The 25,160-nt window shown below is 47.1% G+C and carries 25 protein-coding genes; 3 read left to right on the top strand and 22 right to left on the bottom strand.

Annotated elements, in window-relative coordinates; all coding sequences use genetic code 11:
- From ACJB0T_RS21005 to fkpA, 9 genes are all read right to left on the bottom strand, one after another.
- Positions 1-166, bottom strand: a 166-nt coding sequence (locus ACJB0T_RS21005) for a GTP-binding protein (RefSeq protein ID WP_229699521.1), incomplete at its 3' end; no start/stop codon positions are given.
- 123 nt (positions 167-289) lie between these two features.
- Positions 290-2,386: an elongation factor G gene (gene fusA / locus ACJB0T_RS21000; RefSeq protein WP_038224544.1), complete on the bottom strand. Its 2,097-nt coding sequence runs from the start codon at positions 2,384-2,386 to the stop codon at positions 290-292.
- Positions 2,387-2,463: 77 nt separating this feature from the next.
- The gene (gene rpsG, locus ACJB0T_RS20995; RefSeq protein WP_042478937.1) at positions 2,464-2,934 is read right to left on the bottom strand and encodes a 30S ribosomal protein S7; all 471 of its coding nucleotides are present in this window, start codon (positions 2,932-2,934) and stop codon (positions 2,464-2,466) included.
- Between the two features lie 99 nt (positions 2,935-3,033).
- Positions 3,034-3,408, bottom strand: a complete 375-nt coding sequence (gene rpsL, locus ACJB0T_RS20990) for a 30S ribosomal protein S12 (RefSeq protein ID WP_004399892.1) — start codon at positions 3,406-3,408, stop codon at positions 3,034-3,036.
- 175 nt (positions 3,409-3,583) lie between these two features.
- Positions 3,584-3,847: a sulfurtransferase complex subunit TusB gene (tusB, locus tag ACJB0T_RS20985; protein ID WP_479288618.1), complete on the bottom strand. Its 264-nt coding sequence runs from the start codon at positions 3,845-3,847 to the stop codon at positions 3,584-3,586.
- 7 nt (positions 3,848-3,854) lie between these two features.
- The gene (gene tusC / locus ACJB0T_RS20980) at positions 3,855-4,211 is read right to left on the bottom strand and encodes a sulfurtransferase complex subunit TusC (protein ID WP_479288617.1); all 357 of its coding nucleotides are present in this window, start codon (positions 4,209-4,211) and stop codon (positions 3,855-3,857) included.
- On the bottom strand, positions 4,208-4,603 hold the full coding sequence (gene tusD / locus ACJB0T_RS20975; RefSeq protein WP_479288616.1) for a sulfurtransferase complex subunit TusD: 396 nt from the start codon (positions 4,601-4,603) through the stop codon (positions 4,208-4,210). Before tusD ends, tusC begins: the two co-directional genes overlap by 4 nt.
- Positions 4,604-5,320, bottom strand: coding sequence for a helix-turn-helix transcriptional regulator (locus ACJB0T_RS20970; RefSeq protein ID WP_042503248.1), 717 nt, complete (start codon positions 5,318-5,320; stop codon positions 4,604-4,606). It lies immediately after the preceding gene.
- A gap of 205 nt (positions 5,321-5,525) precedes the next feature.
- Positions 5,526-6,314: an FKBP-type peptidyl-prolyl cis-trans isomerase gene (fkpA, locus tag ACJB0T_RS20965; protein ID WP_479288615.1), complete on the bottom strand. Its 789-nt coding sequence runs from the start codon at positions 6,312-6,314 to the stop codon at positions 5,526-5,528.
- A 163-nt stretch (positions 6,315-6,477) separates the two neighbouring features.
- Here fkpA and ACJB0T_RS20960 point away from each other — a divergent pair, with 163 nt between their 5' ends.
- Together ACJB0T_RS20960 and ACJB0T_RS20955 are read left to right on the top strand one after the other, a co-directional pair.
- Positions 6,478-7,461: a WD40 repeat domain-containing protein gene (locus ACJB0T_RS20960; protein WP_479288614.1), complete on the top strand. Its 984-nt coding sequence runs from the start codon at positions 6,478-6,480 to the stop codon at positions 7,459-7,461.
- Positions 7,462-7,465: 4 nt separating this feature from the next.
- Positions 7,466-7,693, top strand: coding sequence for a SlyX family protein (locus ACJB0T_RS20955; RefSeq protein WP_479292168.1), 228 nt, complete (start codon positions 7,466-7,468; stop codon positions 7,691-7,693).
- A 95-nt stretch (positions 7,694-7,788) separates the two neighbouring features.
- Here ACJB0T_RS20955 and rlmB read toward each other — a convergent pair whose 3' ends face one another.
- From rlmB to tsaE, 13 genes are all read right to left on the bottom strand, one after another.
- The gene (gene rlmB, locus ACJB0T_RS20950) at positions 7,789-8,526 is read right to left on the bottom strand and encodes a 23S rRNA (guanosine(2251)-2'-O)-methyltransferase RlmB (RefSeq protein ID WP_042478943.1); all 738 of its coding nucleotides are present in this window, start codon (positions 8,524-8,526) and stop codon (positions 7,789-7,791) included.
- Positions 8,527-8,544: 18 nt separating this feature from the next.
- The gene (gene rnr, locus ACJB0T_RS20945) at positions 8,545-11,028 is read right to left on the bottom strand and encodes a ribonuclease R (protein ID WP_479288613.1); all 2,484 of its coding nucleotides are present in this window, start codon (positions 11,026-11,028) and stop codon (positions 8,545-8,547) included.
- 113 nt (positions 11,029-11,141) lie between these two features.
- Positions 11,142-11,828, bottom strand: coding sequence for a flagellar protein MotX (gene motX, locus ACJB0T_RS20940; protein ID WP_479288612.1), 687 nt, complete (start codon positions 11,826-11,828; stop codon positions 11,142-11,144).
- A 194-nt stretch (positions 11,829-12,022) separates the two neighbouring features.
- Positions 12,023-13,339, bottom strand: a complete 1,317-nt coding sequence (locus ACJB0T_RS20935; protein WP_479288611.1) for an adenylosuccinate synthase — start codon at positions 13,337-13,339, stop codon at positions 12,023-12,025.
- 133 nt (positions 13,340-13,472) lie between these two features.
- Positions 13,473-13,661, bottom strand: a complete 189-nt coding sequence (locus ACJB0T_RS20930) for a DUF2065 domain-containing protein (RefSeq protein WP_479288610.1) — start codon at positions 13,659-13,661, stop codon at positions 13,473-13,475.
- A gap of 59 nt (positions 13,662-13,720) precedes the next feature.
- A complete protein-coding gene (gene hflC, locus ACJB0T_RS20925) occupies positions 13,721-14,704 on the bottom strand; it encodes a protease modulator HflC (RefSeq protein ID WP_479288609.1) in 984 nt (327 codons plus the stop codon).
- Positions 14,705-14,706: 2 nt separating this feature from the next.
- On the bottom strand, positions 14,707-15,924 hold the full coding sequence (hflK, locus tag ACJB0T_RS20920) for an FtsH protease activity modulator HflK (RefSeq protein ID WP_479288608.1): 1,218 nt from the start codon (positions 15,922-15,924) through the stop codon (positions 14,707-14,709).
- A 45-nt stretch (positions 15,925-15,969) separates the two neighbouring features.
- The gene (gene hflX, locus ACJB0T_RS20915; RefSeq protein ID WP_446649152.1) at positions 15,970-17,259 is read right to left on the bottom strand and encodes a ribosome rescue GTPase HflX; all 1,290 of its coding nucleotides are present in this window, start codon (positions 17,257-17,259) and stop codon (positions 15,970-15,972) included.
- A gap of 44 nt (positions 17,260-17,303) precedes the next feature.
- Positions 17,304-17,567: an RNA chaperone Hfq gene (hfq, locus tag ACJB0T_RS20910; RefSeq protein ID WP_042503236.1), complete on the bottom strand. Its 264-nt coding sequence runs from the start codon at positions 17,565-17,567 to the stop codon at positions 17,304-17,306.
- Between the two features lie 188 nt (positions 17,568-17,755).
- Positions 17,756-18,703 carry a tRNA (adenosine(37)-N6)-dimethylallyltransferase MiaA gene (gene miaA / locus ACJB0T_RS20905; RefSeq protein ID WP_479288604.1) on the bottom strand — a complete coding sequence of 316 codons (948 nt, stop codon included), beginning with the start codon at positions 18,701-18,703 and terminating at the stop codon, positions 17,756-17,758.
- Positions 18,700-20,772, bottom strand: coding sequence for a DNA mismatch repair endonuclease MutL (gene mutL / locus ACJB0T_RS20900; protein ID WP_479288602.1), 2,073 nt, complete (start codon positions 20,770-20,772; stop codon positions 18,700-18,702). Before mutL ends, miaA begins: the two co-directional genes overlap by 4 nt.
- A gap of 34 nt (positions 20,773-20,806) precedes the next feature.
- A complete protein-coding gene (locus ACJB0T_RS20895; RefSeq protein ID WP_479292166.1) occupies positions 20,807-22,498 on the bottom strand; it encodes a LysM peptidoglycan-binding domain-containing protein in 1,692 nt (563 codons plus the stop codon).
- Between the two features lie 20 nt (positions 22,499-22,518).
- Positions 22,519-22,983, bottom strand: a complete 465-nt coding sequence (tsaE, locus tag ACJB0T_RS20890; protein ID WP_479288600.1) for a tRNA (adenosine(37)-N6)-threonylcarbamoyltransferase complex ATPase subunit type 1 TsaE — start codon at positions 22,981-22,983, stop codon at positions 22,519-22,521.
- 269 nt (positions 22,984-23,252) lie between these two features.
- Here tsaE and queG point away from each other — a divergent pair, with 269 nt between their 5' ends.
- The gene (gene queG, locus ACJB0T_RS20885; protein WP_479288598.1) at positions 23,253-24,380 is read left to right on the top strand and encodes a tRNA epoxyqueuosine(34) reductase QueG; all 1,128 of its coding nucleotides are present in this window, start codon (positions 23,253-23,255) and stop codon (positions 24,378-24,380) included.
- Positions 24,381-25,160: the final 780 nt, after the last annotated feature.

The raw sequence follows: 25,160 nt of genomic DNA, 5'->3' as shown, positions 1-25,160 counted from the left end.
CTTCTGGAGCGTTATCGATAGATGCGAAGTCTTTCGCTTCACCGCCGTACACTTTAGCTAGAGTAGTACAGATTGCAGCAGTTAGAGTTGTTTTACCGTGGTCAACGTGGCCGATAGTACCAACGTTAACGTGCGGTTTAGTACGTTCAAATTTTTCTTTAGACACGATCGTGTTCCTTCCTAGTTATGATTCGCCCCGAGAACGAATTTTGTCGGGGCGCGCCAGAATTTGCTATTTTATGCGTCAATTTTACTCAACGCAACAGATTCATTACTAAACAATAGCTGATTAGCTGCGCTGTGCAATGATCGCATCCGCCACATTCTTCGGAGTCTCAGCGTATTCGCTAAATTCCATCGAGTATGACGCACGACCTTGGGTCGCACTACGCAAGTCAGTTGCGTAACCAAACATCTCAGAGAGCGGTACTTGTGCACGGATAATCTTAAGGCCAGCGTGGCCGTCATCCATACCTTCGATCATGCCGCGGCGACGGTTAAGGTCACCAACAACATCACCCATCCAATCTTCTGGAGTGGTTACTTCAACCTTCATCATTGGCTCAAGCAGAACAGGTTGTGCTTCAAGCGCACCTTTTCTGAAGGCCATCGAGCCGGCGATCTTAAACGCCATCTCGCTAGAGTCGACATCATGGTAAGAGCCATCATACAGTGTCGCTTTCACATCCAGTACAGGATAGCCAGCAAGAACACCGTTGTTCATCTGCTCTTCGATACCTTTCGATACCGAGCTGATGTATTCCTTAGGAACCACACCACCCACGATCTCGTCAACGAACACAAACCCTTCACCCGCTTCAGATGGCTCAAGCTTAAGCCATACGTGACCATATTGACCACGACCACCTGATTGGCGAACAAATTTGCCTTCAACTTCTGTGCTGCCGCGAATGGTTTCGCGGTAAGCAACTTGAGGTTTACCCACGTTGCAATCAACACTGAATTCACGCTTCATACGGTCAACGATGATGTCTAGGTGAAGCTCACCCATACCTGAAATTAGCGTTTGGCCAGTTTCGTCATCGGTTTCCACACGGAACGACGGGTCTTCTGCTGCTAGTTTACCTAGCGCAATACCCATTTTCTCTTGGTCAGCTTGAGAGCGAGGCTCTACCGCGATCTGAATAACTGGCTCAGGGAATTCCATGCGTTCTAGAATCACTTTGTGGTTCTGGTCACACAGAGTATCACCTGTCGTTACGTCTTTCAGACCAATCGCTGCTGCGATGTCACCCGCACGAACTTCTTTTACTTCTTCGCGCTTGTTCGAGTGCATCTGAACGATACGGCCAAAGCGTTCACGCTTTTGCTTCACTGAGTTATAAACGGCATCACCCGAGTTTACGACACCTGAGTAAACGCGCATAAACGCAAGGGTGCCTACAAACGGGTCGGTTGCAATCTTAAATGCAAGTGCAGCGAATGGTTCGTTGTCGTCAGCATGACGCTCCACTTCGTTCTCATCGTCGTCGATACCTTTAATCGCAGGTACGTCTACTGGAGAAGGAAGATATTCGATAACCGCGTCTAGTACCGCTTGCACACCTTTGTTCTTAAATGCACTACCACATGTAGCGAGTACAATTTCGTTATTTAGTGTACGAGTACGCAGACCCGCCTTGATTTCAGCTTCCGTTAGTTCGCCTTCTTCAAGGTATTTATCCATCAACTCTTCGCTTGCTTCCGCAGCAGCTTCAACCATGTTGTTGCGCCACTCTTCAGCTTCATCTTGCAGTTCTGCTGGAATCTCTTCGTAAGTGAAGGTCATGCCTTGATCGGCATCGTTCCAGTTGATTGCTTTCATCTTGATAAGGTCGATGACACCTTTGAACTCATCTTCTGCACCAATGTTCAATTGGATTGGAACTGGGTTCGCACCAAGACGATTTTTAATTTGGTCCACAACGCGTAGGAAGTCTGCGCCTGCACGGTCCATCTTGTTCACAAATACCATACGTGGAACGTGATATTTATCAGCTTGACGCCATACAGTTTCAGACTGAGGTTCAACACCTGATGAGCCACAGAATACAACCACTGCACCATCAAGCACACGCAAAGAACGCTCTACTTCGATAGTAAAGTCAACGTGTCCTGGGGTATCAATGATGTTTACGCGATGATCTTGGAATTGTGCTTCCATACCACGCCAGAAGGTAGTAGTCGCAGCAGATGTGATAGTGATACCACGCTCTTGCTCCTGCTCCATCCAGTCCATGGTTGCAGCACCATCGTGAACTTCGCCGATTTTGTGAGAAAGGCCAGTGTAGAACAGAATACGCTCACTTGTGGTTGTTTTACCTGCATCTACGTGAGCAACGATACCGATATTACGATAGCGCTCAATAGGAGTTTTACGAGCCACGATTGTATCCTCTTACTAAGGTTAACCTTAGAGTATAGAAAAGTGCTGCGAGAGAACCTCGCAGCACTGAAAAGGTATTACCAGCGGTAATGAGCAAACGCTTTGTTAGCGTCAGCCATGCGGTGAACGTCTTCACGTTTCTTAACCGCAGTACCTTTGTTCTCAGACGCGTCTAGCATTTCAGCAGCTAGGCGTTGAGCCATAGATTTTTCACCACGCTTACGCGCAGCTTCAACCAACCAACGCATAGCAAGTGCGTTACGGCGAACCGGACGAACTTCTACAGGCACTTGGTAAGTTGAACCACCTACACGGCGAGATTTAACCTCTACCGCTGGGCGAACATTTTCAAGAGCTTCTTCAAATACAGCTAAGTGGTCTTTGCCAGACTTCTCAGCCATAGTTTCTAGTGCACCGTAAACGATTTTTTCAGCAGTTGATTTCTTACCGTCAACCATTACGATGTTTACAAATTTTGCCAGCAGCTCAGATTTGAACTTTGGATCTGGAAGGATCTTACGCTGACCAATTACGCGACGACGTGGCATGGATATTCTCCGTTGTCTTCTTCAGGTTATCCAAAACTTTACAGTTTCTTCAAAAATTAAAAATTAATTTAGTGTTTGGCCTTACTTAACGGGGAACCATTAAGACTTAGGACGCTTCACACCGTACTTAGAACGACCTTGTTTACGGTCATTTACGCCAGCACAGTCAAGTGCGCCGCGAACAGTGTGGTAACGTACACCCGGAAGGTCTTTAACACGACCGCCACGGATTAGAACAACTGAGTGCTCTTGAAGGTTGTGACCTTCACCGCCGATGTACGAAGTTACTTCGAAGCCGTTCGTTAGACGAACACGACATACTTTACGAAGTGCTGAGTTAGGTTTTTTAGGTGTAGTAGTGTAAACACGAGTACATACACCACGTTTTTGCGGGCACGCTTCTAGTGCAGGCACGTTGCTTTTAACAACTTGCTTTGCACGAGGCTTACGTACCAACTGGTTAATAGTTGCCATTAACTAGCTCCTGATTTACTTGAAAGTAAGCTTTGTGAAAAATCTATCCCCAATCACCAATGGCAATTAGGGACGCAAAATTCTATGCAGCAGTGAGAGGTGTGTCAAGAAATATACAGATCTTTTTTGGAATATGCGCATCTCAGTATCGATAACTAAGGCATAAGAAAGTGGATTAATCCCAAGTCGTGCTGGCGACGTGACGTTCTGTTAACTCTACAAAGCCTTTAAAATCGGTCACTTGCAAAGACTCCCTATCCTCTTTCACTAAGCCACGCGCATCCATATCTTGTTCTAGAAAGTAGCACTGCCACTCTTGAGTCGTATCAACACTCATTGCTAGGTAACACGCACTCTCGACAAAAAGGACGTCATCCCCCTTTTTAAGGTATGTCTTGGCCTGTTGGAAGCCTGCTTCGCTTTTGATAATGTGCAGCATGGTAATCCTAGAAGGTTAATACTTTATGACACTGATTGAGTTCATCAGCAATCGCAGACGCAGAGACAATTTGAGCAGAAATAAGCAGCTCTTCCTCGGCTAGGTGAAAACGCTGCAGGCTTTGCTCACAGATGAAGACTTGCTCAATGTCGTAAAGGTCCATCAGTTTGAATGCGCTGATGTAGTCTCTAGATAGAATAGACCCAGTATCCTGCCCTTTGCGCAGCTGATTCACACCATCACCGACAAAGAACACTTTGATGTCCTCAGTAAACGCGGATGTAGCGAGCAGCGCATCTAAGCCTTCCCGACCTGCAGCACTCGCATGAGGTAATGTGTTAAATACAAAAGCTAATGTCGTCAAAACTGCACCACCCTATCTTGAGTCAGCATCGCACTGGCAAGACTACCTAGCCCTGCTTGCTCGAAACCGTCCGCTAAGTTGTCGGCATCACGTTGATGCTGGGATGCCTCATCGCTCCCTAACACGCCGCGACGCAATGAAGCAGCAACGCAGGTTTCTAGGCGAACACCATGCTCTATCGCCAGTGCTTGCCAGGCTGAGACCAAATCGAACTCATCGTTAGCAGGTACCGTTAAGCGAGAAGCGTTGTGAACGCCATCTTGATAGAAGAAGACACTGACAAGCTTATGCCCTTTGGCAATCAGCGCGTTGGCAAATTGATAGGCGTTACCCGCTGACTGGCTTCCGTACACGGAACCATTTACCACTAGACTGTAGGTCAAGGCAGACAATTACTCGTCCTCGGTCTTACGCTGACGAATGTACAGGTAAACCGTGTGCTTAGAGATATTCAGCCTATCAGCAACGCGGTTAATCGCATCCTTGATATCAAAGATGCCCTTGTCATACAGCTCCATCACGATCTGACGATTTTTGGTGTTATTCGACACAGACTTATCCGCATTGATATCTTCGATAGTGCGTTCAACCGTTTGGTCAACCAACTCTTCTACGTCGCTAGCAAAGTTAACCGATGATGCAGCATCTTTTGCTTCTTGCGTTGGCATGAACGATTGTAGGATCTGAGAGAACGGCGCATCGAGATTGACGTTGATACACAAGAGTCCGATCACGCGGTTATCACCATTGCGAATCGCGATAGTGATCGACTTCATCAATACGCCGCCTTTCGCGCGAGTAAAGTAAGAGCGAGAGAAGTTGCGCTCTGAGCCTTCAATGTCTTTCAACATTTTTAGCGCCAAATCTGTGATAGGTGAGCCAACCTGACGGCCGGTGTTTTCACCATTGGCAATTTTCACGGCAGAAGTATTTAGAGACTCCAGCGAGTGCAAAACAATTTCACAGAACGGCCCGATCAAGCTCGCAAGCCCATCTACCACCGCTTCATAGGATTGCAAGATGATTTTATCGTGCTCACTGAATGGCGCCACATCGACGGACTCCATTTCGAGCAGCTCATCTGGGTTGGTAATTTCAGTCACAGTCATTAGACCCTAAAGATAAAGAAAAATGCTTTAAAAAAATTAACGTAAGTTTATCAGAAAATTTGAGCGCTACCCTATGTATGTCGCGAACTAGTGATTTAGGGCAAAAAAAGTGCGTTTTTTTTATCACTTCAATCCCAACGGCGGTGACAAAGCACCATAAAAAAAGCTCACCGAAGTGAGCTTTTTTTCCGAGACTAATCAAACATTACTGAGTTGCTTGAGTATCATCGCCTTCAATTTTTAGAAGCTCAACTTCGAATACTAGCGTTGAGTTCGCAGGGATAGTCGGAGTATCTTGCTCACCGTACGCTAGCTCTGGCGGGATAACGAACTTGTACTTAGAACCGACTTTCATTAGCTGAACACCTTCCGTCCAACCTGGGATCACGCGGTTAAGAGGGAATGTTGCAGGCTCACCACGGTCGTAAGAGCTGTCAAACTGAGTACCGTCAATCAAAGTACCCTTGTAGTGTACTTGAACCGTATCCGTGTCTTTTGGCTGCTCACCAGTACCTTCAGTCTCTACTTGGTAAAGAAGGCCAGACTCAGTCGCTGTCACACCTTCTTGCTTGGCAAACTCAGCGCGGAAGTCATCACCCGCTTTCATTGCTGCCGCTGCTTTCTCAACAGCTTGCTGCTGCATAGTTTCAGCAACACGCTTGTCTAGGCCTTCTAGCGCTGCGCGAATTTCTTCTTCGCTTAGTTCTGCTTTGCCAGCGAATGCTTGCTCAATACCTTTAAGAACGAGCTCTTTTTTCAGTTCGATACCGAACTCAGCTGGTTTCTCAATACTTGTGCTTAGGTAGTTCGCGAAAGAAACACCAATCGCGTAAGCTGCTTTGTCATCCTCTGTTTTAAAGTGAACCGCTTTGCCTGTCTCAGTTTGTACTTGCTCTTGCGCTGCTGGCTCTACTTTTGGTTCTTCTTCCTTTTGACAACCGACTGCCAACATAACTGTCGCAGCAAGCAGCGACACTTTAAATAGTGATTTCATTTATTTCTCCAATGATGGACTTCTTGTAGACTTAATACCTAGCCATACTATAAAAACTTGTTCAATAGTTATGCGTAACTAACTAAATCTAGTAACTATTTCCTACTAGCTCAAACTATAAATATACTAGCTTAAACTCAATACTCAACGTGGAATAACAGTAATGATGCGAATAATATCTCATTCTGTGCTGTGGCTAATTGTCATCGGCTTGTTAAATGGCTGCTTATTCTCCACCGACTCCGAACAGCGCTGGGAACTCGCCCTTGAGGGCTCAACCGCCATTGCGCTTAGCCGCGACGCCCGATTTGCTTTGCTTTATTCCAAGCAGCAACACCTTCAGCTTTGGGATCTCGAGCAAAATAAAATCCTTTCTCGCTTGGGTATTCAAGATCCCGACGAGAACATCATTTCCCTTATCCGCTTTAGCGATAATGGCCGCTTTGCCATCACCACAACCCAAACCAACTTCGCGATTTGGGACTTGGCTTGGTCACAATCAACTGGGCTTTGGTCTGTCGCTGATGGACTTATCCAAGACATTGCCTTAGGTAACAGCGGAGACGAAGTATTGATTGGCCTTAGCAACGGCAAAGCCATATTCATCGATTTAGTCACTGGTAGGCGGCTAGAGTTCCTTGCTCACGTTGAAAAAGTTAATTCTGTTGCTTTATCCCCGAACGGGAAGTACGCGCTTTCGGGAGGAAATGACCATAATGGCTATTTTTGGAGTACCGAGTCTGGGCAAATACTGCAAAGGTTTGAGCATTCACAACGAGTAGGTACCGTTGAGCTGCAGCGCGACGGCCAATATGCCCTCACCTCGGATACCGGCAATGAGGCCATTATTTGGGATTTGCAAACTGGCGATAAAATCAGTGAGTTAAGTACATGGACGCGCCAACTTATTTTCTCTTCAGCGCGATTTTCTGATGATGGTAAGCTACTCGTCACTGGCTCCCCTTCCTCTCGACTCATGGTGTGGAACACCGAAACGGGTAAGCGATTGGAAGGCTACGAAGTAGAACTACTAAAAGATGTTCGCCCACCACGGGGAGTAGTGTATGATGCCGCCTTTGAGAGCAACCAGCGCGTGCTTTCTGCCTCGTCAGCTGGCGTCATCCAAGCTTGGAAAATTAGTGAGTGACATTATGGGTAATACAGAGATTCAAGCTCTCGAAGAGAGAATTAACGATATGGAATGCAAAATGGCCTTCCAAGAGCAGACGATTGAAGAGCTTAATGATGCGCTGACTCAGCAGCAGCTGCTCATCAGCAAGATGCAAGATCAGATGAAATACGTGGTTGGCAAAGTGAAAAACATGGATACCTCAAACTTGGCGGACCCATCGGAAGAGACACCACCTCCACACTATTAAGGCACTCTGCGTCGAGCGATTTAATCGCTTAGCGAATCACAGATAAAACAAAGCCCCAGTCTAATACTGGGGCTTTGTCGTTATTCGATGACTGTTCAAAGCGCGCGTTGACGAACCGCTTCAAACAAGCAAATACCCGATGCGACTGATACGTTCAGGCTCGATACTGCACCCGCCATTGGGATCTTGATGAGGTCATCACAAGTTTCACGCGTTAGACGACGCATACCGTCACCTTCTGCACCCATTACTACCGCGAGAGAGCCAGACAGCTTCGCTTGATAGATATCGTGCGTCGCTTCACCGGCTGTGCCCACAATCCAGATGCCTTTTTCTTGTAACGCACGCATTGTACGCGCCAAGTTCGTCACACGGATAAGTGGCACTGTCTCTGCTGCGCCACACGCTACTTTGCTCACTGTCGCAGTCATTGGGGCAGAACGGTCTTTCGGTACAATCACCGCCGCCACACCGGCTGCATCCGCGTTACGCAAACACGCACCAAGGTTATGCGGGTCTGTAACTCCATCTAGGATAAGGAGTAGTGGCTGTTCATGCTGCGCTAGTACATCATCCAGATCGTTTTCATTGAGCTGCTTCGCCGGTTTTACCTTAGCAATGATGCCTTGGTGATTGGCGCCGCTGGCTTTGTCATCCAGTGTTTTGCGGTTCATTTGCTGAATCGACACACCAATTTGGTTAAGTTCGTTCAGCAGAGGCATCAAGCGATCGTCTTGACGCCCTTTTAGTACATAGGCTTCCACAAAGCGCACTGGGTCTTTTTCAAGAACTGCTTTAATCGCGTGGATACCGTAAATAAATTCATTACTCATGGAATAATCCTGAATTCGTTATTTCTTCTTCGCTTTGCCGCGAGCCTTGTTTTGGCGCGCCTTGTTGCTGCGAGATTTGGTTGCTTTGGACTTCTTGCGTTTATGAGGAAGTACATCCTCTTCTAGTCCATCTGGGCGTTTGGTGGCTTCAACCATTGGCTTCGCGGCTTTCGGGCTGCGCTTGCCTCTGACTTCTGCGACACGCTGTTTGGCTTTGGCTTTTTTCTTTTCAGCTTCCGCCATGCGTTTTTTCGCCGTTTTTCCTTTGCCGCGTAGCTTACGACTTGTTTCGACTAATTCAAAGTCTATTTGCTTGTCATTAAGATTAACCGACAGCACTTTGACTTTGACAGCGTCGCCTAAGCGGTAAATCGCACCAAAGCTTTCGCCGATAAGTCTTTGACCAATAGGGTCAAATTGATAGTAGTCGTTCGCCAGTGACGAAATATGTACTAAGCCATCGATGTGCAGCTCTGTTAGACGCACAAAGAAGCCAAATCCGGTCACATTGGCAATCACACCATCAAGCTCTTCGCCGACGTGATCTTGCATGTACTCACACTTGAGCCAGTCTGCCACATCACGGGTTGCGTCGTCGGCGCGTCGTTCTGTCATCGAACACTGCTCGCCGTAGTAATCCATATCGTCAAACGAGTAGTGGTAACCACCAGTTGGCGTCCAGCGGTCGGTATTACGACCTTCTTGTTTGGCAATGAGGTACTTGATTGCTCGGTGCAGCAGCAAATCTGGGTAACGACGAATTGGCGAGGTAAAGTGCGCGTAGCGTTTTAGCGCCAAGCCAAAGTGCCCCGCGTTATCTGCGTTGTAAACTGCCTGTTTCATAGAGCGCAGCAGCATAGTTTGAATCAGTTCTTTATCCTGACGTTCACCAATCTTTTTAATCAGTTCAGCATAGTCGGTCGGCGACGGTTCAAGACCACCGGATAGATCTAGACCTAACTCACTAAGGAAGTCTCTAAAGCCTTGCAGTCTCTCTTCACCCGGAGTCTCGTGCACTCGGTATAGTGATGGCTCCTTGGCCTTCTCAACTAAGGAAGCAGAAGCGATGTTCGCCAGAATCATACATTCTTCGATGATCTTGTGTGCGTCATTGCGAACCACTGGTTCAATACGGTCGATCTTACGTTCGGTATTGAAAATAAACTTAGTTTCAACTGTTTCAAACTCAATCGCACCACGATTATCACGAGCACGCTTGAGCACTTGATACATATTGTGCAACTCATGAAGGTGAGGCACCACAGCGCTGTAGCGCTCACGCAGTTCTTCATTGCCCTCTAGAATATCGCTCACCTTGTTGTAAGTCAGGCGTGCATGAGAGTTCATTACGGCTTCGTAATGTTTGTAGCCCGATAGCTTACCTGTCTCAGAGATGGTCATTTCACACACCATACACAAGCGATCTACCTGTGGGTTGAGTGAACAAAGACCATTAGACAGCACCTCTGGAAGCATAGGCACAACCTGAGATGGGAAATACACTGAGTTACCACGTACGATCGCTTCTTTGTCGAGTGGCGTGTTTGGACGAACATAGTAGCTAACATCTGCAATCGCTACCCACAAACGCCAGCCACCGCTTTTCTTGCGTTCACAGTAAACTGCATCGTCAAAGTCTCGCGCGTCTTCACCATCAATGGTGACAAGAGGTAAGTCACGCAGATCAACGCGTCCTTCTTTGGCCTCTTCAGGCACGAACTCGCCGAACTGCTTCACTTGCTTTTCGACTTCTTCAGGCCACTCATGAGGAATTTGATGAGTGCGGATCGCAATCTGCGTTTCCATACCCGGCGCCATATTCTCACCAAGTACTTCTACCACTTGTCCCATCATGCCACGAGAGCGACTTCCGCGATCGGTCACTTCAACCACGACCACATTGCCCATACGTGCACCGCCTCGGTGCTCATTAGGGATCAAGATATCTTGGCTGATTCGGGAATCATCCGCCACAACATAGGCATAACCGTATTCCATGAAGAAACGACCGACCACCTGTGTCTTGCGCTCCTCAAGCACCCGAACCAAACGACCTTCTTTGCGACCTCGTTTATCGGTACCGGATGGTTGAACCAATACGAAATCGCCGTGTAGCAAGGTGCGCATTTGATGATGTGGCAACAGCACATCATTGTCTTTATTCATGCTCCCTTCAGGTCGAACCCAGCCGTGCCCATCTTTATGACCAATGACGTAGCCTTTGATCATTTCGAGCTTGTCTGGCAGGGCGTAGCATTGACGTCGAGTAAACACCAACTGGCCGTCTCGCTCCATCGCACGCAGTCGACGACGCAAGCCTTCATATTGCTCTTCACCAGACAGACCCAAAGCTTCAAACAGATCGTTTCTGTTCATTGGGACATTAACGCTTTCTAGGAAGTCAGAGATGAATTCTCGGCTTGGGATGGGGTTTTCGTAGTTCTCCGACTCTCTTGCAGCAAAAGGGTCGTCTACTTTTATATCGCTAGGCTTTTTCGACATCGTCAGACCTATATTTTAGGAGGGATAGGTCGATTATAACTGACGCAGCAGATAAGCTACAGAATTGCTTTAGCTTTCTGTATCTAATTCATCAGATAGATGATGGGCTCAGATTACCAAAAGGCCGTGCGACGCTTGGCACGAGCAATGATATTTTCCGGCATACGCAGCTCAAGGCCGCGTCTTAACATTGAAATACGTTTGTGTTTGCGACCATCTGGTGTGACTGAGTTGTACAACCAACGATAGGCGTCTTCGTAGTCGAGTGGACTGCCGTAATCTCGCAGCAGAAGCTCGGCTAATTGGATGCGGGCGTCGATATTGCCCATCGAGGCCGCTTCACGGAAATATGGGATTGCACGCTCTTTGTCTTGCTGTACAAAGGTACCTTTTGAGTAGTATCGACCCAATTGCTCAAGCGCAACAGGTAGTCCTTGATGAGCGGCATTTTCCATGTAGTAAAGACCAAGCTCCACATCTTGGGGGACACAAACTCCCCAAGCCAACATGTCGCCATACAGGAATTCATAAGACGGTAAACTGATACGCGTGGCGCGCGCCATGATATCTTCAACCAGCTGGCAGTTATCTTCTTTAACGCGCGCAAGGTGACGGTTTTCTTCAATCAAACCAATCAGTTCATCTTCTGAGTAAATTGGGATCGGGGCACCAAGCTCCTTGCTCTGTACCGATTTCACAGAGCCAAGTAGCGCCATGCAAACAAGTGCTGCCAGTTTGTGTCGCTTTATCACTTTTTCCTGCTCCTCATACTCAACGTCCGTCCATTGTCCAAAACTCATCAATGGTCTCATTTTTATCGGCAGACGTCCGCCACGCTTTAGAAAAAACGGCAATATTTTGCCACTTTTCTTATCTTCACAGGCAAAGCCGTCAAATACTTGGCACAAGATCACAGTATGAAGTGTGAAAGGCTAAATAGCAGGTAAAAAAAAGCCAGCGAAATATCGCTGGCTTAGCTGTCTTTAGAGACCGATTAAGATTCGAATGGGTGAACCTTAATGATTGTCTCGTTACGGTCTGGACCGGTAGAAATAATGTCTACTGGCACGCCAGTTAGATCTTCAATGCGCTTGATGTAGTCTAGTGCTGCTTGAGGAAGCTGCTCAATAGACGTTGCACCAAATGTTGTCTCAGACCAACCTGGCATTGTTTCGTAGATAGGTGTCGCTTGTTCAAATGACTCAGCAGCCATTGGCGATACTTCTAGGATAGAGCCATCTTTCATCTTGTAACCAGTACAGATTTTTAGCTCCTCTAGACCATCTAGTACGTCTAGCTTAGTTAGACAGAAACCAGAGATAGAGTTGATTTGGATTGCACGGCGCATTGCCACTGCATCGAACCAACCAGTACGACGTAGACGACCAGTCGTTGCGCCAAACTCGTGACCAACTGTGCCAAGGTGCTTACCGATTGGATCTTGCTTGTCTACACCGTCGTAAAGTTCTGTCGGGAATGGACCTGAACCTACACGAGTACAGTACGCCTTAGTGATACCAAGGATGTAGCCGATGTGACGAGGACCGAAGCCAGAACCTGCCGCAACACCACCTGCTGTTGTGTTAGAAGACGTTACGTACGGGTAAGTACCGTGGTCGATATCAAGAAGTGTACCTTGAGCACCTTCGAACATGATCTTATCGCCACGCTTACGCGCTGCGTCAAGTTCGTCAGTTACGTCGATAACCATAGAAGTCAATAGGTCAGCATAACCCATGCACTGCTCAAGTACTTCTTCGTAGCTTACTGTGTCAGTTTTGTAGAAGTGCTCTAGTTGGAAGTTGTGGAACTCCATCACTTCTTTAAGCTTCTCTGCGAATACTTCTTTGTCGAAAAGATCGCCAACACGTAGGCCGCGACGAGCAACTTTATCTTCGTAAGCAGGGCCGATACCACGACCCGTCGTACCGATTGCTTTCTTACCACGAGCGATTTCACGCGCTTGGTCGATAGCGATGTGGTAAGGAAGAATTAGAGGACAAGCTTCAGAAACGAAAAGACGTTCACGTACTGGAATGCCGCGCTCTTCAAGAGGCTTCATTTCTTTAATAAGAGCTTCAGGAGATAGAACAACACCGTTACCGATAACACACTTGATGTTGTCGCGAAGAATACCTGATGGAATCAAATGAAGAACGGTTTTTTCACCGTCAATGACTAGAGTGTGGCCTGCATTGTGACCGCCTTGGTAGCGAACCACGTATTTTGCATCTTCAGTTAAAAGGTCTACGATTTTACCTTTACCTTCGTCACCCCATTGGGTGCCCAGAACGACTACGTTATTTCCCATCTTTCCAATCTGATTGCTAGTTAAAAAAGGATTCTAGCACCGAAATCACAATTATGCAGTCATTTTTTAAGCATAAAACGGTAACACAAGGATAAGTGACTGATGCTGATTAATAAAAAGTCAATATTTGCAACTAGTTTAGCAGCATTATCGTGATCACGGTCCCCGCAACGACAAGACAGCCACCGACTCTACGAATTTGCTCATCAGGCTGCTGAGCAAGCTGCAACACCATATTACGCCATCCTTTTGGTGCCAATAACGGCCCAAGTCCCTCAAAAATCAAAACCAAACCAAGTGCGACCCACAATGACTGAGACATGTTTTTCTCCAAAAAGATAGGGCTCCCTAAGGAGCCCTATTATACGGTTTATTAAACTCTTATTTCGCCGCTGGTGCGCCGTTCATGTCATTCATGTAACGGAAGAACTCGCTCTTAGGATCCAGAACGAGGATATCGCTCTTGTCCGCAAAAGAGGTCTTGTACGCAGATAGCGAGCGCAAGAAGCTAAAGAACTCAGGATCTTTACTGTAAGCATTAGAGTAGATAGCCGCGGCTTCTGCATCGGCGCCACCTCGTGTTACACGCGCTGTTCTGTCAGCTTCTGCTAGTAGTGTTGCTACTTCTAGTTCCGCTTGTGCACGAATAACCTCAGCCTTCTCACGACCTTGAGAGCGGTGCTTACGAGCAACTGACTCACGCTCTGCACGCATACGACGGTAGATCGATTCACTGATTTCATCAGGCAAGTTGATTTTCTTGATTCGGAAATCTACTACTCGAACACCTAAATCGGTCATTGCACTATCACGTGTATCTCTCAATACGTTGCTCATGACTTTGTCACGTTCACCATCAATTTCTAGTGCTTGGCGAGCCGCTTCTGTTGTGACTTCTTCACTGTCTGCACTATCAGGAAGTACATCAGTGTTACGAGGACCAGAAACGATTTGCTTGATTTCACGAGAACCAATTTCAGAACGAAGTACATCCGTCACTTTACGCTCAAGAAGCGCTTCTGCTGTCAGCGCATCACCGCCACCCGTTGCTAGGTAGTATTGACGGAAATCTTCAATCTTCCACTTAACATAAGTGTTAATGATTACGTCTTTTTTCTCAGACGTAACGAAGCGGTCACCGCGTCCATCCATAGTTTGAATACGCGCGTCTAGTGTTTTAACGCGGTCAAACAGTGGCATCTTGAAATGCAGGCCTGGCTCATAAATACGAGACACCTGATTATCATCAGTAAGAACACGACCAAATCGAATTACGATGCCACGCTCACCCTCAGGGATGACAAACAAGGACATCAGCATCAATGCTAAGGCAACGACTAATACTGGTATCATCAATTTACGCATTATTAGTATCTCCCTTGACGAGTCGAGTTATTACGAGACGTATTGTCGCTTGACGAAGTGCTGCTTGACGAAGGGTCTAGTTGAATCTCTTCATAAGCCGACGTTTCTTTTGGCTTACGAGATTTCGACGCTCCTTCTTGACCGGCTAGCTTGTCAATTGGCAGGTACAGCAAGTTGCCGCTAGACTCAGAGTCAATCAACACCTTAGACGTGTTCGAATACACCTCTTCCATTGTGTCGAGGTATAGACGGTTACGCGTTACTTCTGGAGCTGATTGGTATTCTGGTAGCAGTTTCTCGAACTGAGCTACTTGACCTAGCGCTTCGTTAGTAATGCGCTCAGAATAACCTTGCGCTTCTTTCTTCAAACGCTCAGAACGACCTGTCGCTTTAGGAATAATTTCGTTTTTGTACGCTTCTGCTTCACGGATGAAACGCTCTTCATCCTCACGCGCTGCGATAGCGTCATCAAACGCATCTTTAACTTGCTCAGGCGGACGCGCCGACTGGAAGTTGACGTCTACGATAGACAAACCCATATCATAGTTGTCGATGATTTCGTTCAATGTTTCTTGTGTGCTCTGACGAATTTGCTGACGACCACTGGTCAAAATGCTATCCATTAGGGAGTCACCGATTACCGCACGAAGTGCAGAGTCAGTCGCCTGGCTCAAGCTATCATCAGCGTTAGTGACCACAAACAAGTATTTATACGGATCAGAGACGCGGTATTGAACATCCATAGAGACAGACACAACGTTCTCGTCTTTTGTCAGCATTGTACCTGAGGCGCGCAAAGAGCGAATCGCCTGAACGTTTACCGGTTCATACTCATCAATAAAGCGAGGACGCCAGTTCAGACCCGGATCAACAATGCGGTCAAACTTGCCTAAGCGAAGCACGACGCCACGCTCACCTTCGCTAATGGTGTAGAAGCCGGAAAAGAACCAAATGACCACTGCAATCAATACAATCACGCCGAAGCCAATTGCACTACCGCCGCCGCCAATGGAAGGGCTACCGCCACCACCACGCTTGCCAAATTTACCACCGATTTTTTGACTCAGCTTATTAAAGACTTCATCTAAATCAGGCGGTCCTTGATCACGGCCACCGTTATTTCGGTCGCCTTGATTACGGTCTCCACGATTGTTGTTCCCCCAAGGGTCCTTATCGCGGCCGTTATTTCCATTATTATTACCAGGCTCATTCCACGCCATTAGGAAGCTCCATCATTTAGTATGACGTTATACTGTAGCAGTCCTTTAAGTAACTATAAAGCCACTCAAAACTGCCCCTTCTCTTTTTTCAAGTCTAGACCAATCTACTTGTTGCATCCGAATATCAATCAACAAGTTACCTTCAGAATCATACTCTTCGCGTTGAATACAATTCATCTGGAAAAATGTGCTCCGAAAACGCCCTTGATACTGGGGTGGAATTCGCAGCTGATACTGAACCATTTGGCTTGCTAAACGCTCTGTGAGCGCGTCGAACAACAGTTCGATGCCTTGCCCTTCCATGGCAGAGACCCAAACAGTTCTTGGAATACCTTCATCGTCACGTTCTATACGTGGACGTTGGCCATCTAGATTATCTATCTTGTTCATTACGACGAGAGTTGGTACCTCATGGGCATCAATTTCTTCTAGCACGTCATGAACAGCTTGAATATTCTCACGAAAACGCTCGTCACTGGCATCGACAACATGTAACAAAATGTCAGCTTCCTGCGTTTCTTGCAAGGTTGCCTTAAATGCTGCGACGAGATCATGCGGAAGATGACGGATAAATCCGACCGTATCCGCTAAAATTGCCGAACCTACGTCCGCCAATTCAATCTTTCTTAGTGTGGGATCTAGGGTTGCGAATAGCTGATCAGCTGCGTACACCCCAGCTTCAGTAATGCGGTTAAATAGCGTAGATTTGCCCGCATTGGTGTAGCCCACCAGGGAAATCGTTGGGATTTCGGCTCTACTTCTTGCACGTCTGCCCTGCTCACGTTGCTTAGCAACCTTCTCCAAGCGACGCAATATCGCTTTGATACGATCACGCAACAATCGACGGTCAGTCTCCAGCTGTGTTTCGCCGGGACCGCGCAGACCGATACCACCTTTCTGCCTTTCAAGGTGCGTCCAACCTCGGATCAATCGAGTCGAGATATGACGAAGCTGTGCCAGCTCAACTTGCAACTTACCTTCGTGGGTACGGGCGCGTTGGGCAAAAATGTCGAGGATCAGACCGGTTCGATCCAACACTCGACATTTACACAGACTTTCAAGGTTACGCTCTTGGGCAGGGGAAAGGGCGTGATTAAAAATCACAATATCAGCACCGGTTAATTGCACCGTTTGTGCTATTTCTTGCGCTTTGCCTTCCCCTACGTAGTACTTAGGGTGAGGGGACTGTCGGCTACCGGTTACTGTTTGTAACGCGTTAACACCTGCAGAAGAAACCAGCATTTCAAATTCGCTGAGATCTTCCCACTCACCTTCTTGCGTGAAGTTGATATGAACAAGTACAGCCTGCTCACCCGATTCATAACGGTCAAACAAGCGACCAACTCCTATTTAAATATCTGTTTTTAAGAGATTTATTATTAATCGTCAGATTTCTCTTGTTGACGGTCACCGCCAGTACGCTCACCACTGTGGTGGCTAACAGCACGGGCTGGAACAACCGTTGAAATCGCATGCTTGTAAACCATTTGGTTTACAGTATTTTTCAGAAGGATCACAAACTGATCAAACGATTCAATCTGACCTTGTAGCTTGATGCCATTCACTAGGTAGATAGAAACTGGGATACGCTCGCGACGTAGTGCATTTAGGAATGGGTCTTGAAGAGATTGCCCCTTAGCCATTTTTATTTTCCTTATATTAATATTGTAGTTTTAATTATTTAGCTATTGGTGCACTGCAATTTGGTGCTGCCTTTGCATCTGAGCTAAACCAATGAAATACCCCTTAGTTTTATAATCATAGAACAACAATCGTCTTTGAAAACAAAACTCAGTTCCTTTTTGGGTATTTCTACACAAAAGCGCCCACATTATACACAGTTAACACCATCAGATGCTATGGCGTCTGTGAGAGTTTTCATTGAATCCTCAATGTGTTCGCTATCAAGCCAAACCAAATCATCCCAACTCCTTAACCAGGTGATTTGTCGCTTGGCCAATTGTCGAGTCGCGCAGATGCCACGGAATATCGCATCATCTAACGTGCTCTCGCCATCCAAGTACTCCCACATCTGTCTGTAGCCGACACAACGGATCGACGGCAGATCTGGGTGAAGATCTTCACGAGCATATAACGCTTTGACTTCATCTTCAAAGCCTGCTTGTATCATTTTCTCGAAGCGTAATTCAATCCGTTTGTGTAACAAAGCGCGATCTTTGGGCGCTACCGCAAATTGTTTAACGCGAAACGGCAGTGGCTCACCCTTAGTCTCAGTCAATTCTGTCAATGACTTACCAGAGATTCTATACACCTCTAGCGCACGCGACAAACGTTGTGGATCATTCGGATGAATCCTCTCTGCTGAGACAGGATCTATCTGCTTTAGTTCATTATGAAGCGCTTGCCAGCCCTTCTCCTGTGACTCTTTTTCAATTTGCGCTCGGATCTCTGGGTTCGCGGCTGGTAGTGGTGACAAGCCTTGAAGCAAAGCTTTGAAATAGAGCATAGTGCCCCCCACTAACAGCGGGATCTTGCCTTCTGCGTGGATTTTAGCGATTTCATTCAGTGCATCACGGCGGAAATCAGCCGCAGAGTAAGACTTCGCGGGATCGAGAATATCAATCAGTCTGTGCGGTGCCAGTGCGAGCTCTTCGGCATCAGGCTTAGCCGTACCAATATCCATGCCTTTATAGATAAGCGCAGAGTCTACGCTGATAATCTCAACTGGATATTGCTGACGAAGACGTATCGCCAACTCAGTCTTACCAGAAGCGGTAGGACCCATTAAAAACAGAACTAGGGGTAATTGTTGGCTCATGATGAAAACGCTGCAATTGTGGCCGTAAAATCGACAGGGCGGACAAATTTAGGATCGCTCAAAGGTAGCTTACCATCGTAAAGCTGCTCAAGATTACCAAGTAACTGAACAGATTCAGATAAAGTGTAGCTACTTTTCACTTGCAGCACTTTTTTCGTTAACCATAAGCTCAAACGGCTCGGGCTAAGGTCTCGCTGCTCAAGGGTCGCCAAGTATGACAGCATTTCATCAATTAACAATTGCAAATTTTGCTGCCTGAGCGGTGCGGGCACCCCCATCACCATGAGCGCTTGCTTATTGCGAATGGCAAGGTCGATGCCAAAGCTAAGTAATAGATCTCGCTGTGCTGTAGCAACTTGCTGCTGCATGTCGCTGACTTTTAGCGACAGCGGAACGAGCAGCGGCTGCATTTTCAGCGGCTGACCTTTCGGATCCAATTGAGCAAACAGCTTGTAGAACTCCGCTCTGCGCAATGACACCAGTGCGCAGCACGGCTCTGCTTTCACCAATACATACGTCGCTTCCGCCATAGTGATTGCCTTGCCTATACGCTCAATCTCAATCGATATCGGCGCGTTTTCTTGCTTCACAGGCGAGACTTCCGCCATTTCAGCTTCCGGTGCGGCTATATCGGGTGTTTGCATCAGCTCTTGGTACACGCGCACTTCTTCTGCCGTCGGTGCAGCTTCTTGTACTCGCGGCTTGGCTTTCGACGCGCTAGCAGTTCGGTTTGAGTTCCATTCATTGCGGCCGTATGGCTCTTCTACTCTGTGGGCAGAGTCATTCGATTCGCTGTGTTCACCTCGAGTTCGTTCACTTGCTGGCTGCGTACTTGGTGAACTCGTGTTTGATGAGCGATAATCAGCACGTCCCGGATAAGCAGGAATGCTCTCCACTGCTTGTATCAATGACTCTGAAACACTCGCCTCCCCAGAAGTCACCGAAGACACCGGCGGCTGCGACATCATTTCAACAGGCGCATGGGAAGAAGCTGATTCGACTTGGTCTAACGCAGCCTTCGGCTCAACATGGCTGAATGCCGAGTTAGACGTCACCGGCGCATCAATGGATTTCGCTTGTACCAGCGCGTCGCTCAGTGCTTGATAAATGAAGTCATGCACTAGCCTTGCTTGATGAAAACGCACTTCATGTTTGGCAGGATGCACATTCACATCAACTTGATGCGGATCGATATCGATAAACAAGATATACGCCGCGTACTGATCGGGTGCCAAACTGTTCTCATAGCTCTGGCGAATTGCGTGGTTGATGAGCTTATCCTTCATCATACGCCCATTCACATAGCAGTATTGCAGATCGCTCTGCGCGCGTGCGCCTTCTGGTGTCGTGATCCAGCCATGCAGCTTAAGATCATTGTGATCAAGCTCAATCTTAAGCATATGACGCACAAACCCAGCTCCGCATACGGCGGCAATGCGTTTTTCTAACTGAGGCTCTGTTTTCGCTGCGCGATACTGGCGCACCAGTTTGCCGTTATGTTTAAGGTTGATCGACACGTCAAAGCGGCTCAGTGCAATGCGCTTTAAAAGCTCATCAATATGATTGAACTCGGTCTTTTCCGTTCGCAAGAACTTACGGCGTGCTGGGGTGTTGAAGAACAGATCCAACACTTCAAGCGTGGTACCAATCGGGTGGGCTGCCGGGGTCAGTTTCACCGCCATGTCGCGCCCTTCCGCGTATGCACTCCAAGCTTGTTCTTGAGTTGCAGGGCGAGACGTCAATGTGAGCCTTGCTACCGAGCTAATACTCGCCAGTGCTTCACCGCGAAAGCCCAAACTCATGATGGCCTCAAGATCGTCAAGGGTATGGATTTTTGATGTCGCATGTCGGCTCAACGCCAATTGCAGCTCGTCTTTAGGGATCCCCTTGCCGTTATCTCGAACACGGATAAGCTTGGCACCACCCTTTTCGATATCAATATCGATACGAGTTGCACCTGAGTCTAGGCTGTTTTCAACCAGCTCTTTGACTACGGACGCTGGTCTCTCAACCACTTCACCTGCGGCGATTTGGTTCGCCAATCTTGCAGGTAAGATCTTAATCGTCACAACGCTTCTCCGAATCCATCATTTTGAACATTCATTACTTGTGCGGGATCAGCAACACTTGCCCGACAGCGAGTGAATCAGAGCGCAGCTTGTTAGCCTCACGAATACTGCTGACGCTAACACCATATCGAGAGGCAATTTTGCCCAGGTACTCGCCACGCTGGACTTTGTGCTTGCGCAGAGGCAGGTCTTTTAGGCTGACGGTTATCTTCAGCTTTTGACCCAATTTAAGTACGTCTGATTTTAATCGGTTCTCTCGCTTGATATCCGCCACCGACACCTTGTACTTACTCGCCACTTTCCCTAAGTAATCACCTTTGACCACGGTGTGTGTCAGCGTCTTGGTTTCTACCGTGTTCACTTTAGAGCTCACTTGAATCGGTGCACTATTCCCTGGAATAACCAAGGTCTGACCGACTGCCAGAGACGTACTCTTAAGGCTGTTCGCACTTTTAATAGCAGAAACCGACGAGCCATATTTCTGAGCAATCACCGACAAAGATTCACCACGTTTCACGGTGTGCTTGCGCTGCTGGCCACGATTAGCAAACAAGGTGCCCTCTGGTGGATTCGCCTCGAAATATTGAACAATCGCTTTTGCTAACGCGCGAGCTAATTTGTCTTGGTGACTTCGGGTCGTCAGTAGACGCTCTTCTGTTGGATTAGATATAAAGCCGGTTTCGACTAACACAGACGGTATATCTGGTGATTTCAATACTGCAAGGCTGGCATTCACCGGCTCTTTTTTATGTAGGTGCGCGACTTTACCCATCTCTTTGAGGATCTTGGTTGCAACCTTATAGCCTTCTTTCTGTGAATGACTAAACTGCAAATCGAGTAGCGTTTGGCTTACGTTTCTGTCGTTAGTATTTTTAGCAAGCACTTCTCCAGCGCCACCAAGCAGCTCCGATTGCTGTTCATGATTCTCAACCCAGCGAGCAATTTCGGTATTCGCACGGCGTGTGTTCAATACAAACACAGAGCCACCACGAGGCTGTGGCGTTCTAAATGCATCAGCGTGAACAGAAACCAAAAGGTGCGCGCCATTCTTACGAGCGATGTTGGAGCGCTTATTGAGGTTAACAAAGTAATCACCGCTGCGGGTTAATACTGCCTTCATTCCCGGTATAGCATTGATCTGAGCAGCCAACTTTTTCGACACGCTCAATGTGACGTGTTTTTCGTATTTCTTAGTCGGGCCAATGGAACCTGGGTCTTCACCACCGTGGCCGGCGTCAATTGCCACAACAATATCGGCATTGCCCCGTAGCTGGGAAGCATCACGACTGACCTCGGTTTTACTCGTCGGTGTACTCGGTGCCGCTTGACTGGTTGTTTTGCCATGAGGCAGGTCAATCACCAATCGATGGCCGTACTGACCACCTGGGGTTGGATTAAGTTTAAAAATCTGTGGGGTAGCGGACTTCTTTAGCTCAAACACCAAACGAAAAGTGCCTTTGTTCGGTGGAGAGCTTTTGCGGATCTTGCTCAGCACGGGACTATCAGAGACACCGACGGGCAGTTTTGTGTTTAGTGCGGTGTTTTTAAGGTCGACGACAATTCGCGATGGACCACTTAATGAGAAATAACTGTAATCCGCTTCGGACTTGAGGTCGATCACCACGCGTGTTTCATCCGGAGAAGGCCAAACACGAATACCCTCTAGCGCATTAGCAAGAGTGACGGCAGGAAACAGTAAACACAAAGGCAGCACGATTTTCATCATGCTGCTAAGAAAACGACTGATCAATTTAACTCCAACTGACTAATTAACTCTTTTCCATAATCGCTATTTGCCGTGAAGGCGATTTCTCTTGCCTCTCCTACGTATCGGATATCAATATCGAGATCAGCAGAAGGCAGAATGCCTTGTCCCTTCTCTGGCCACTCAACCAAGCAGATGGCATCTTCGGAGAAGTAATCGCGAATACCCATAAACTCCAGCTCTTCTGGATCCGCTAAACGATACAAGTCAAAATGATAGACGTTCCATTCTTCAAGTTGATACGGTTCAACCAAGGTATACGTTGGGCTTTTTACGTTGCCTTGATGGCCAAGACTTTGAATAAACCCGCGACTAAAGGTGGTTTTCCCTGCTCCAAGGTCACCATGCAAATAGATCGTTGTTTGTTTTGAACAAAGATTTGCTAGTTTAGTTCCAATTAAAATCGTTGCTGATTCATCTGCTAAGGAAAATTTTTTAGTACTCATCACATTTTTCTCTGAGTGGTGCCTTTGAGAGCCGAAATAGTAAACTGTGTCGCTTTTCACAGACAAGTGTTCTTCTGTAAGTAATCAGAAAATTTACCATTATTTTCAATTTATCCCTACTGTGAAAGTACAAAATAGTCGTCGAAAGTTTATACAAAGCATTCAGACACTTTTCTGGACAATTGGATCCACGCTTTTTTAGCGTTCATACTTGGGTCGCATTGCATTTGAGTATAGAATACGCGTCCTTTTCTACTTGGGTAATCGTGATGGACTTAGACAAGCTAGCCAGCGACATTAAAGTTTGGGCGCAAGAACTCGGTTTTCAGAAGGCTGGTATCAGTGATATCGATCTTCTTGATCAAGAGGCGATGCTCAAGCAGTGGCTAGAAGCAGGTTATCACGGCGATATGGCTTGGATGGAAACTCACCAAGACCTGCGCATCCATCCCGACAAACTGCATCCCAATACCTGCCGCATCATCAGCGTTCGCATGGACTACCTTCCTGAAGCAGCAGGCTTTGCATCCAATTTGAAAAACCAGCATGCCGGTTACATTAGCCGTTATGCGTTAGGTCGCGACTATCATAAGTTGATTCGCAATCAGCTCAAAAAGCTCGGACAGCGAATCGAGAAGGAAGTATCAGAGCTCGGCTACCGACCTTTTGTCGACTCTGCTCCAGTACTTGAGCGCCCTATTGCCGAAAAGGCTGGCCTGGGCTGGACAGGCAAACACTCACTTCTGCTAGATAAAGACGCCGGCTCTTGGTTTTTTCTTGGTGAACTGTTTGTCGACCTGCCGCTTCCTGTTGATGCTCCGGTAGAGAATCAGTGTGGTAAGTGCAGCGCATGCATCACATCATGTCCTACAGACGCCATACTTGAAGATGGTGTTATCGATGCAAGGCGCTGTATCTCATATCTCACAATTGAATATAAAGGCGTGATACCCGAATCCCTTCGCGCAGCGATGGGGAATCGTATCTATGGGTGCGATGATTGTCAGCTAGTTTGTCCTTGGAATCGCTTTGCCGAACTTGGCCAGCAACCAGACTTTCAAAGACGCCAAGCTTTCAACGATACCGATCTGTGTACTTTGCTCAAATGGGATGAAACGACATTTCTTAAGAACATGGAAGGGTCTGCTATTCGCCGCATTGGGCATGAACAGTGGCAGCGCAACATCATTATCGCAATAGGTAATGCGCCCTACTCTCAGCGCTACATTGATGCACTAGAACAACTACAAGGTCAGTCTGTGTTGCTTGATGAACATATACAGTGGGCTCTCCAGCAACAATCAAGCCAATTACCCAACTCGCCAGATCACGCACTAACGTCCAAAAGCCAGCGTCTGATTCGCATCATTCACAAAGGCTTACCTCGCGACGCCTAGTCGCCAGTGAGCCCAGAAAAATCAAATTAATTTTCTTGACTGACATCCCAAAATTGATTTTGTGGAAAAACTACATTTTCATCGACGGTTAGTCGTTGAGAAATCAGGTTAAACACAGATTGAATATATGACCAGGATCAAATTAATGTCACTTGGTGATCATTTTACTGTCAAGTAAAAAGTAAAAACAAAATGATATAATCAATACAAAACAATAGCTTAAATGAATTCCGGTCATAAGATGACTGTGCGCATTGATGTAAAGATCTTTCAGTCTGTTCTCTTAATACCTATTCAAAAACAATTTATCAACTAACTTATCCACAATTTAGCAATGTGGATAACTCTGTTAATTTAAGTGTAACTGACCCTCAGCTAAGGCAATAACCTACTGCTTTGGTGGTGTGTAGAAAATAGAGTACACAGCAAAAAATTCGACGATGTAATCAAACGATATCGACGATGATTTAGCTTTAAATTTTAGGGAGTGATGCTTCTCAGCATTAGGAAAGAGCATGCGGTGTGGGACTAAGTTTCTCAACTTTGTTATCTCTACAAGAGATGACCGCGTCTTAAACCATTTCGAGGGAGAAATGGGGCGACGTGACCGACCAGGGCGCGAGGTTCAAGCCTAAAGGCGTGATCTCAACCTTGGCAAGGTTGCGCTCTATCAACTGAGCTAGTGTCGCATTTTATCATTGTTAAGCACAATGAGAGCTATCAAATTGGAGCGACACACGAGGTTCGAACTCGTGACCTCAACCTTGGCAAGGTTGCGCT

It is taken from the genome of Vibrio sp. CB1-5, assembly GCF_059412285.1.
Note: the sequence above shows the minus strand (reverse complement) of the source record. Positions and strands in the feature narration are given on the sequence as shown.

What these genes read in the sequence shown, in the direction of transcription:
- rpsG (WP_042478937.1), bottom strand. Translation starts at nt 2,934, where the DNA reads ATGCCACGTCGTCGCGTAATTGGTCAGCGTAAGATCCTTCCAGATCCA.
- rpsL (WP_004399892.1), bottom strand. Translation starts at nt 3,408, where the DNA reads ATGGCAACTATTAACCAGTTGGTACGTAAGCCTCGTGCAAAGCAAGTT.
- tusB (WP_479288618.1), bottom strand. Translation starts at nt 3,847, where the DNA reads ATGCTGCACATTATCAAAAGCGAAGCAGGCTTCCAACAGGCCAAGACA.
- ACJB0T_RS20970 (WP_042503248.1), bottom strand. Translation starts at nt 5,320, where the DNA reads ATGACTGTGACTGAAATTACCAACCCAGATGAGCTGCTCGAAATGGAG.
- fkpA (WP_479288615.1), bottom strand. Translation starts at nt 6,314, where the DNA reads ATGAAATCACTATTTAAAGTGTCGCTGCTTGCTGCGACAGTTATGTTG.
- ACJB0T_RS20960 (WP_479288614.1), top strand. Translation starts at nt 6,478, where the DNA reads ATGATGCGAATAATATCTCATTCTGTGCTGTGGCTAATTGTCATCGGC.
- ACJB0T_RS20955 (WP_479292168.1), top strand. Translation starts at nt 7,466, where the DNA reads ATGGGTAATACAGAGATTCAAGCTCTCGAAGAGAGAATTAACGATATG.
- rlmB (WP_042478943.1), bottom strand. Translation starts at nt 8,526, where the DNA reads ATGAGTAATGAATTTATTTACGGTATCCACGCGATTAAAGCAGTTCTT.
- rnr (WP_479288613.1), bottom strand. Translation starts at nt 11,028, where the DNA reads ATGTCGAAAAAGCCTAGCGATATAAAAGTAGACGACCCTTTTGCTGCA.
- motX (WP_479288612.1), bottom strand. Translation starts at nt 11,828, where the DNA reads ATGAGTTTTGGACAATGGACGGACGTTGAGTATGAGGAGCAGGAAAAA.
- ACJB0T_RS20935 (WP_479288611.1), bottom strand. Translation starts at nt 13,339, where the DNA reads ATGGGAAATAACGTAGTCGTTCTGGGCACCCAATGGGGTGACGAAGGT.
- ACJB0T_RS20930 (WP_479288610.1), bottom strand. Translation starts at nt 13,661, where the DNA reads ATGTCTCAGTCATTGTGGGTCGCACTTGGTTTGGTTTTGATTTTTGAG.
- hflC (WP_479288609.1), bottom strand. Translation starts at nt 14,704, where the DNA reads ATGCGTAAATTGATGATACCAGTATTAGTCGTTGCCTTAGCATTGATG.
- hflK (WP_479288608.1), bottom strand. Translation starts at nt 15,924, where the DNA reads ATGGCGTGGAATGAGCCTGGTAATAATAATGGAAATAACGGCCGCGAT.
- hfq (WP_042503236.1), bottom strand. Translation starts at nt 17,567, where the DNA reads ATGGCTAAGGGGCAATCTCTTCAAGACCCATTCCTAAATGCACTACGT.
- miaA (WP_479288604.1), bottom strand. Translation starts at nt 18,703, where the DNA reads ATGAGCCAACAATTACCCCTAGTTCTGTTTTTAATGGGTCCTACCGCT.
- ACJB0T_RS20895 (WP_479292166.1), bottom strand. Translation starts at nt 22,498, where the DNA reads ATGATGAAAATCGTGCTGCCTTTGTGTTTACTGTTTCCTGCCGTCACT.
- tsaE (WP_479288600.1), bottom strand. Translation starts at nt 22,983, where the DNA reads ATGAGTACTAAAAAATTTTCCTTAGCAGATGAATCAGCAACGATTTTA.
- queG (WP_479288598.1), top strand. Translation starts at nt 23,253, where the DNA reads ATGGACTTAGACAAGCTAGCCAGCGACATTAAAGTTTGGGCGCAAGAA.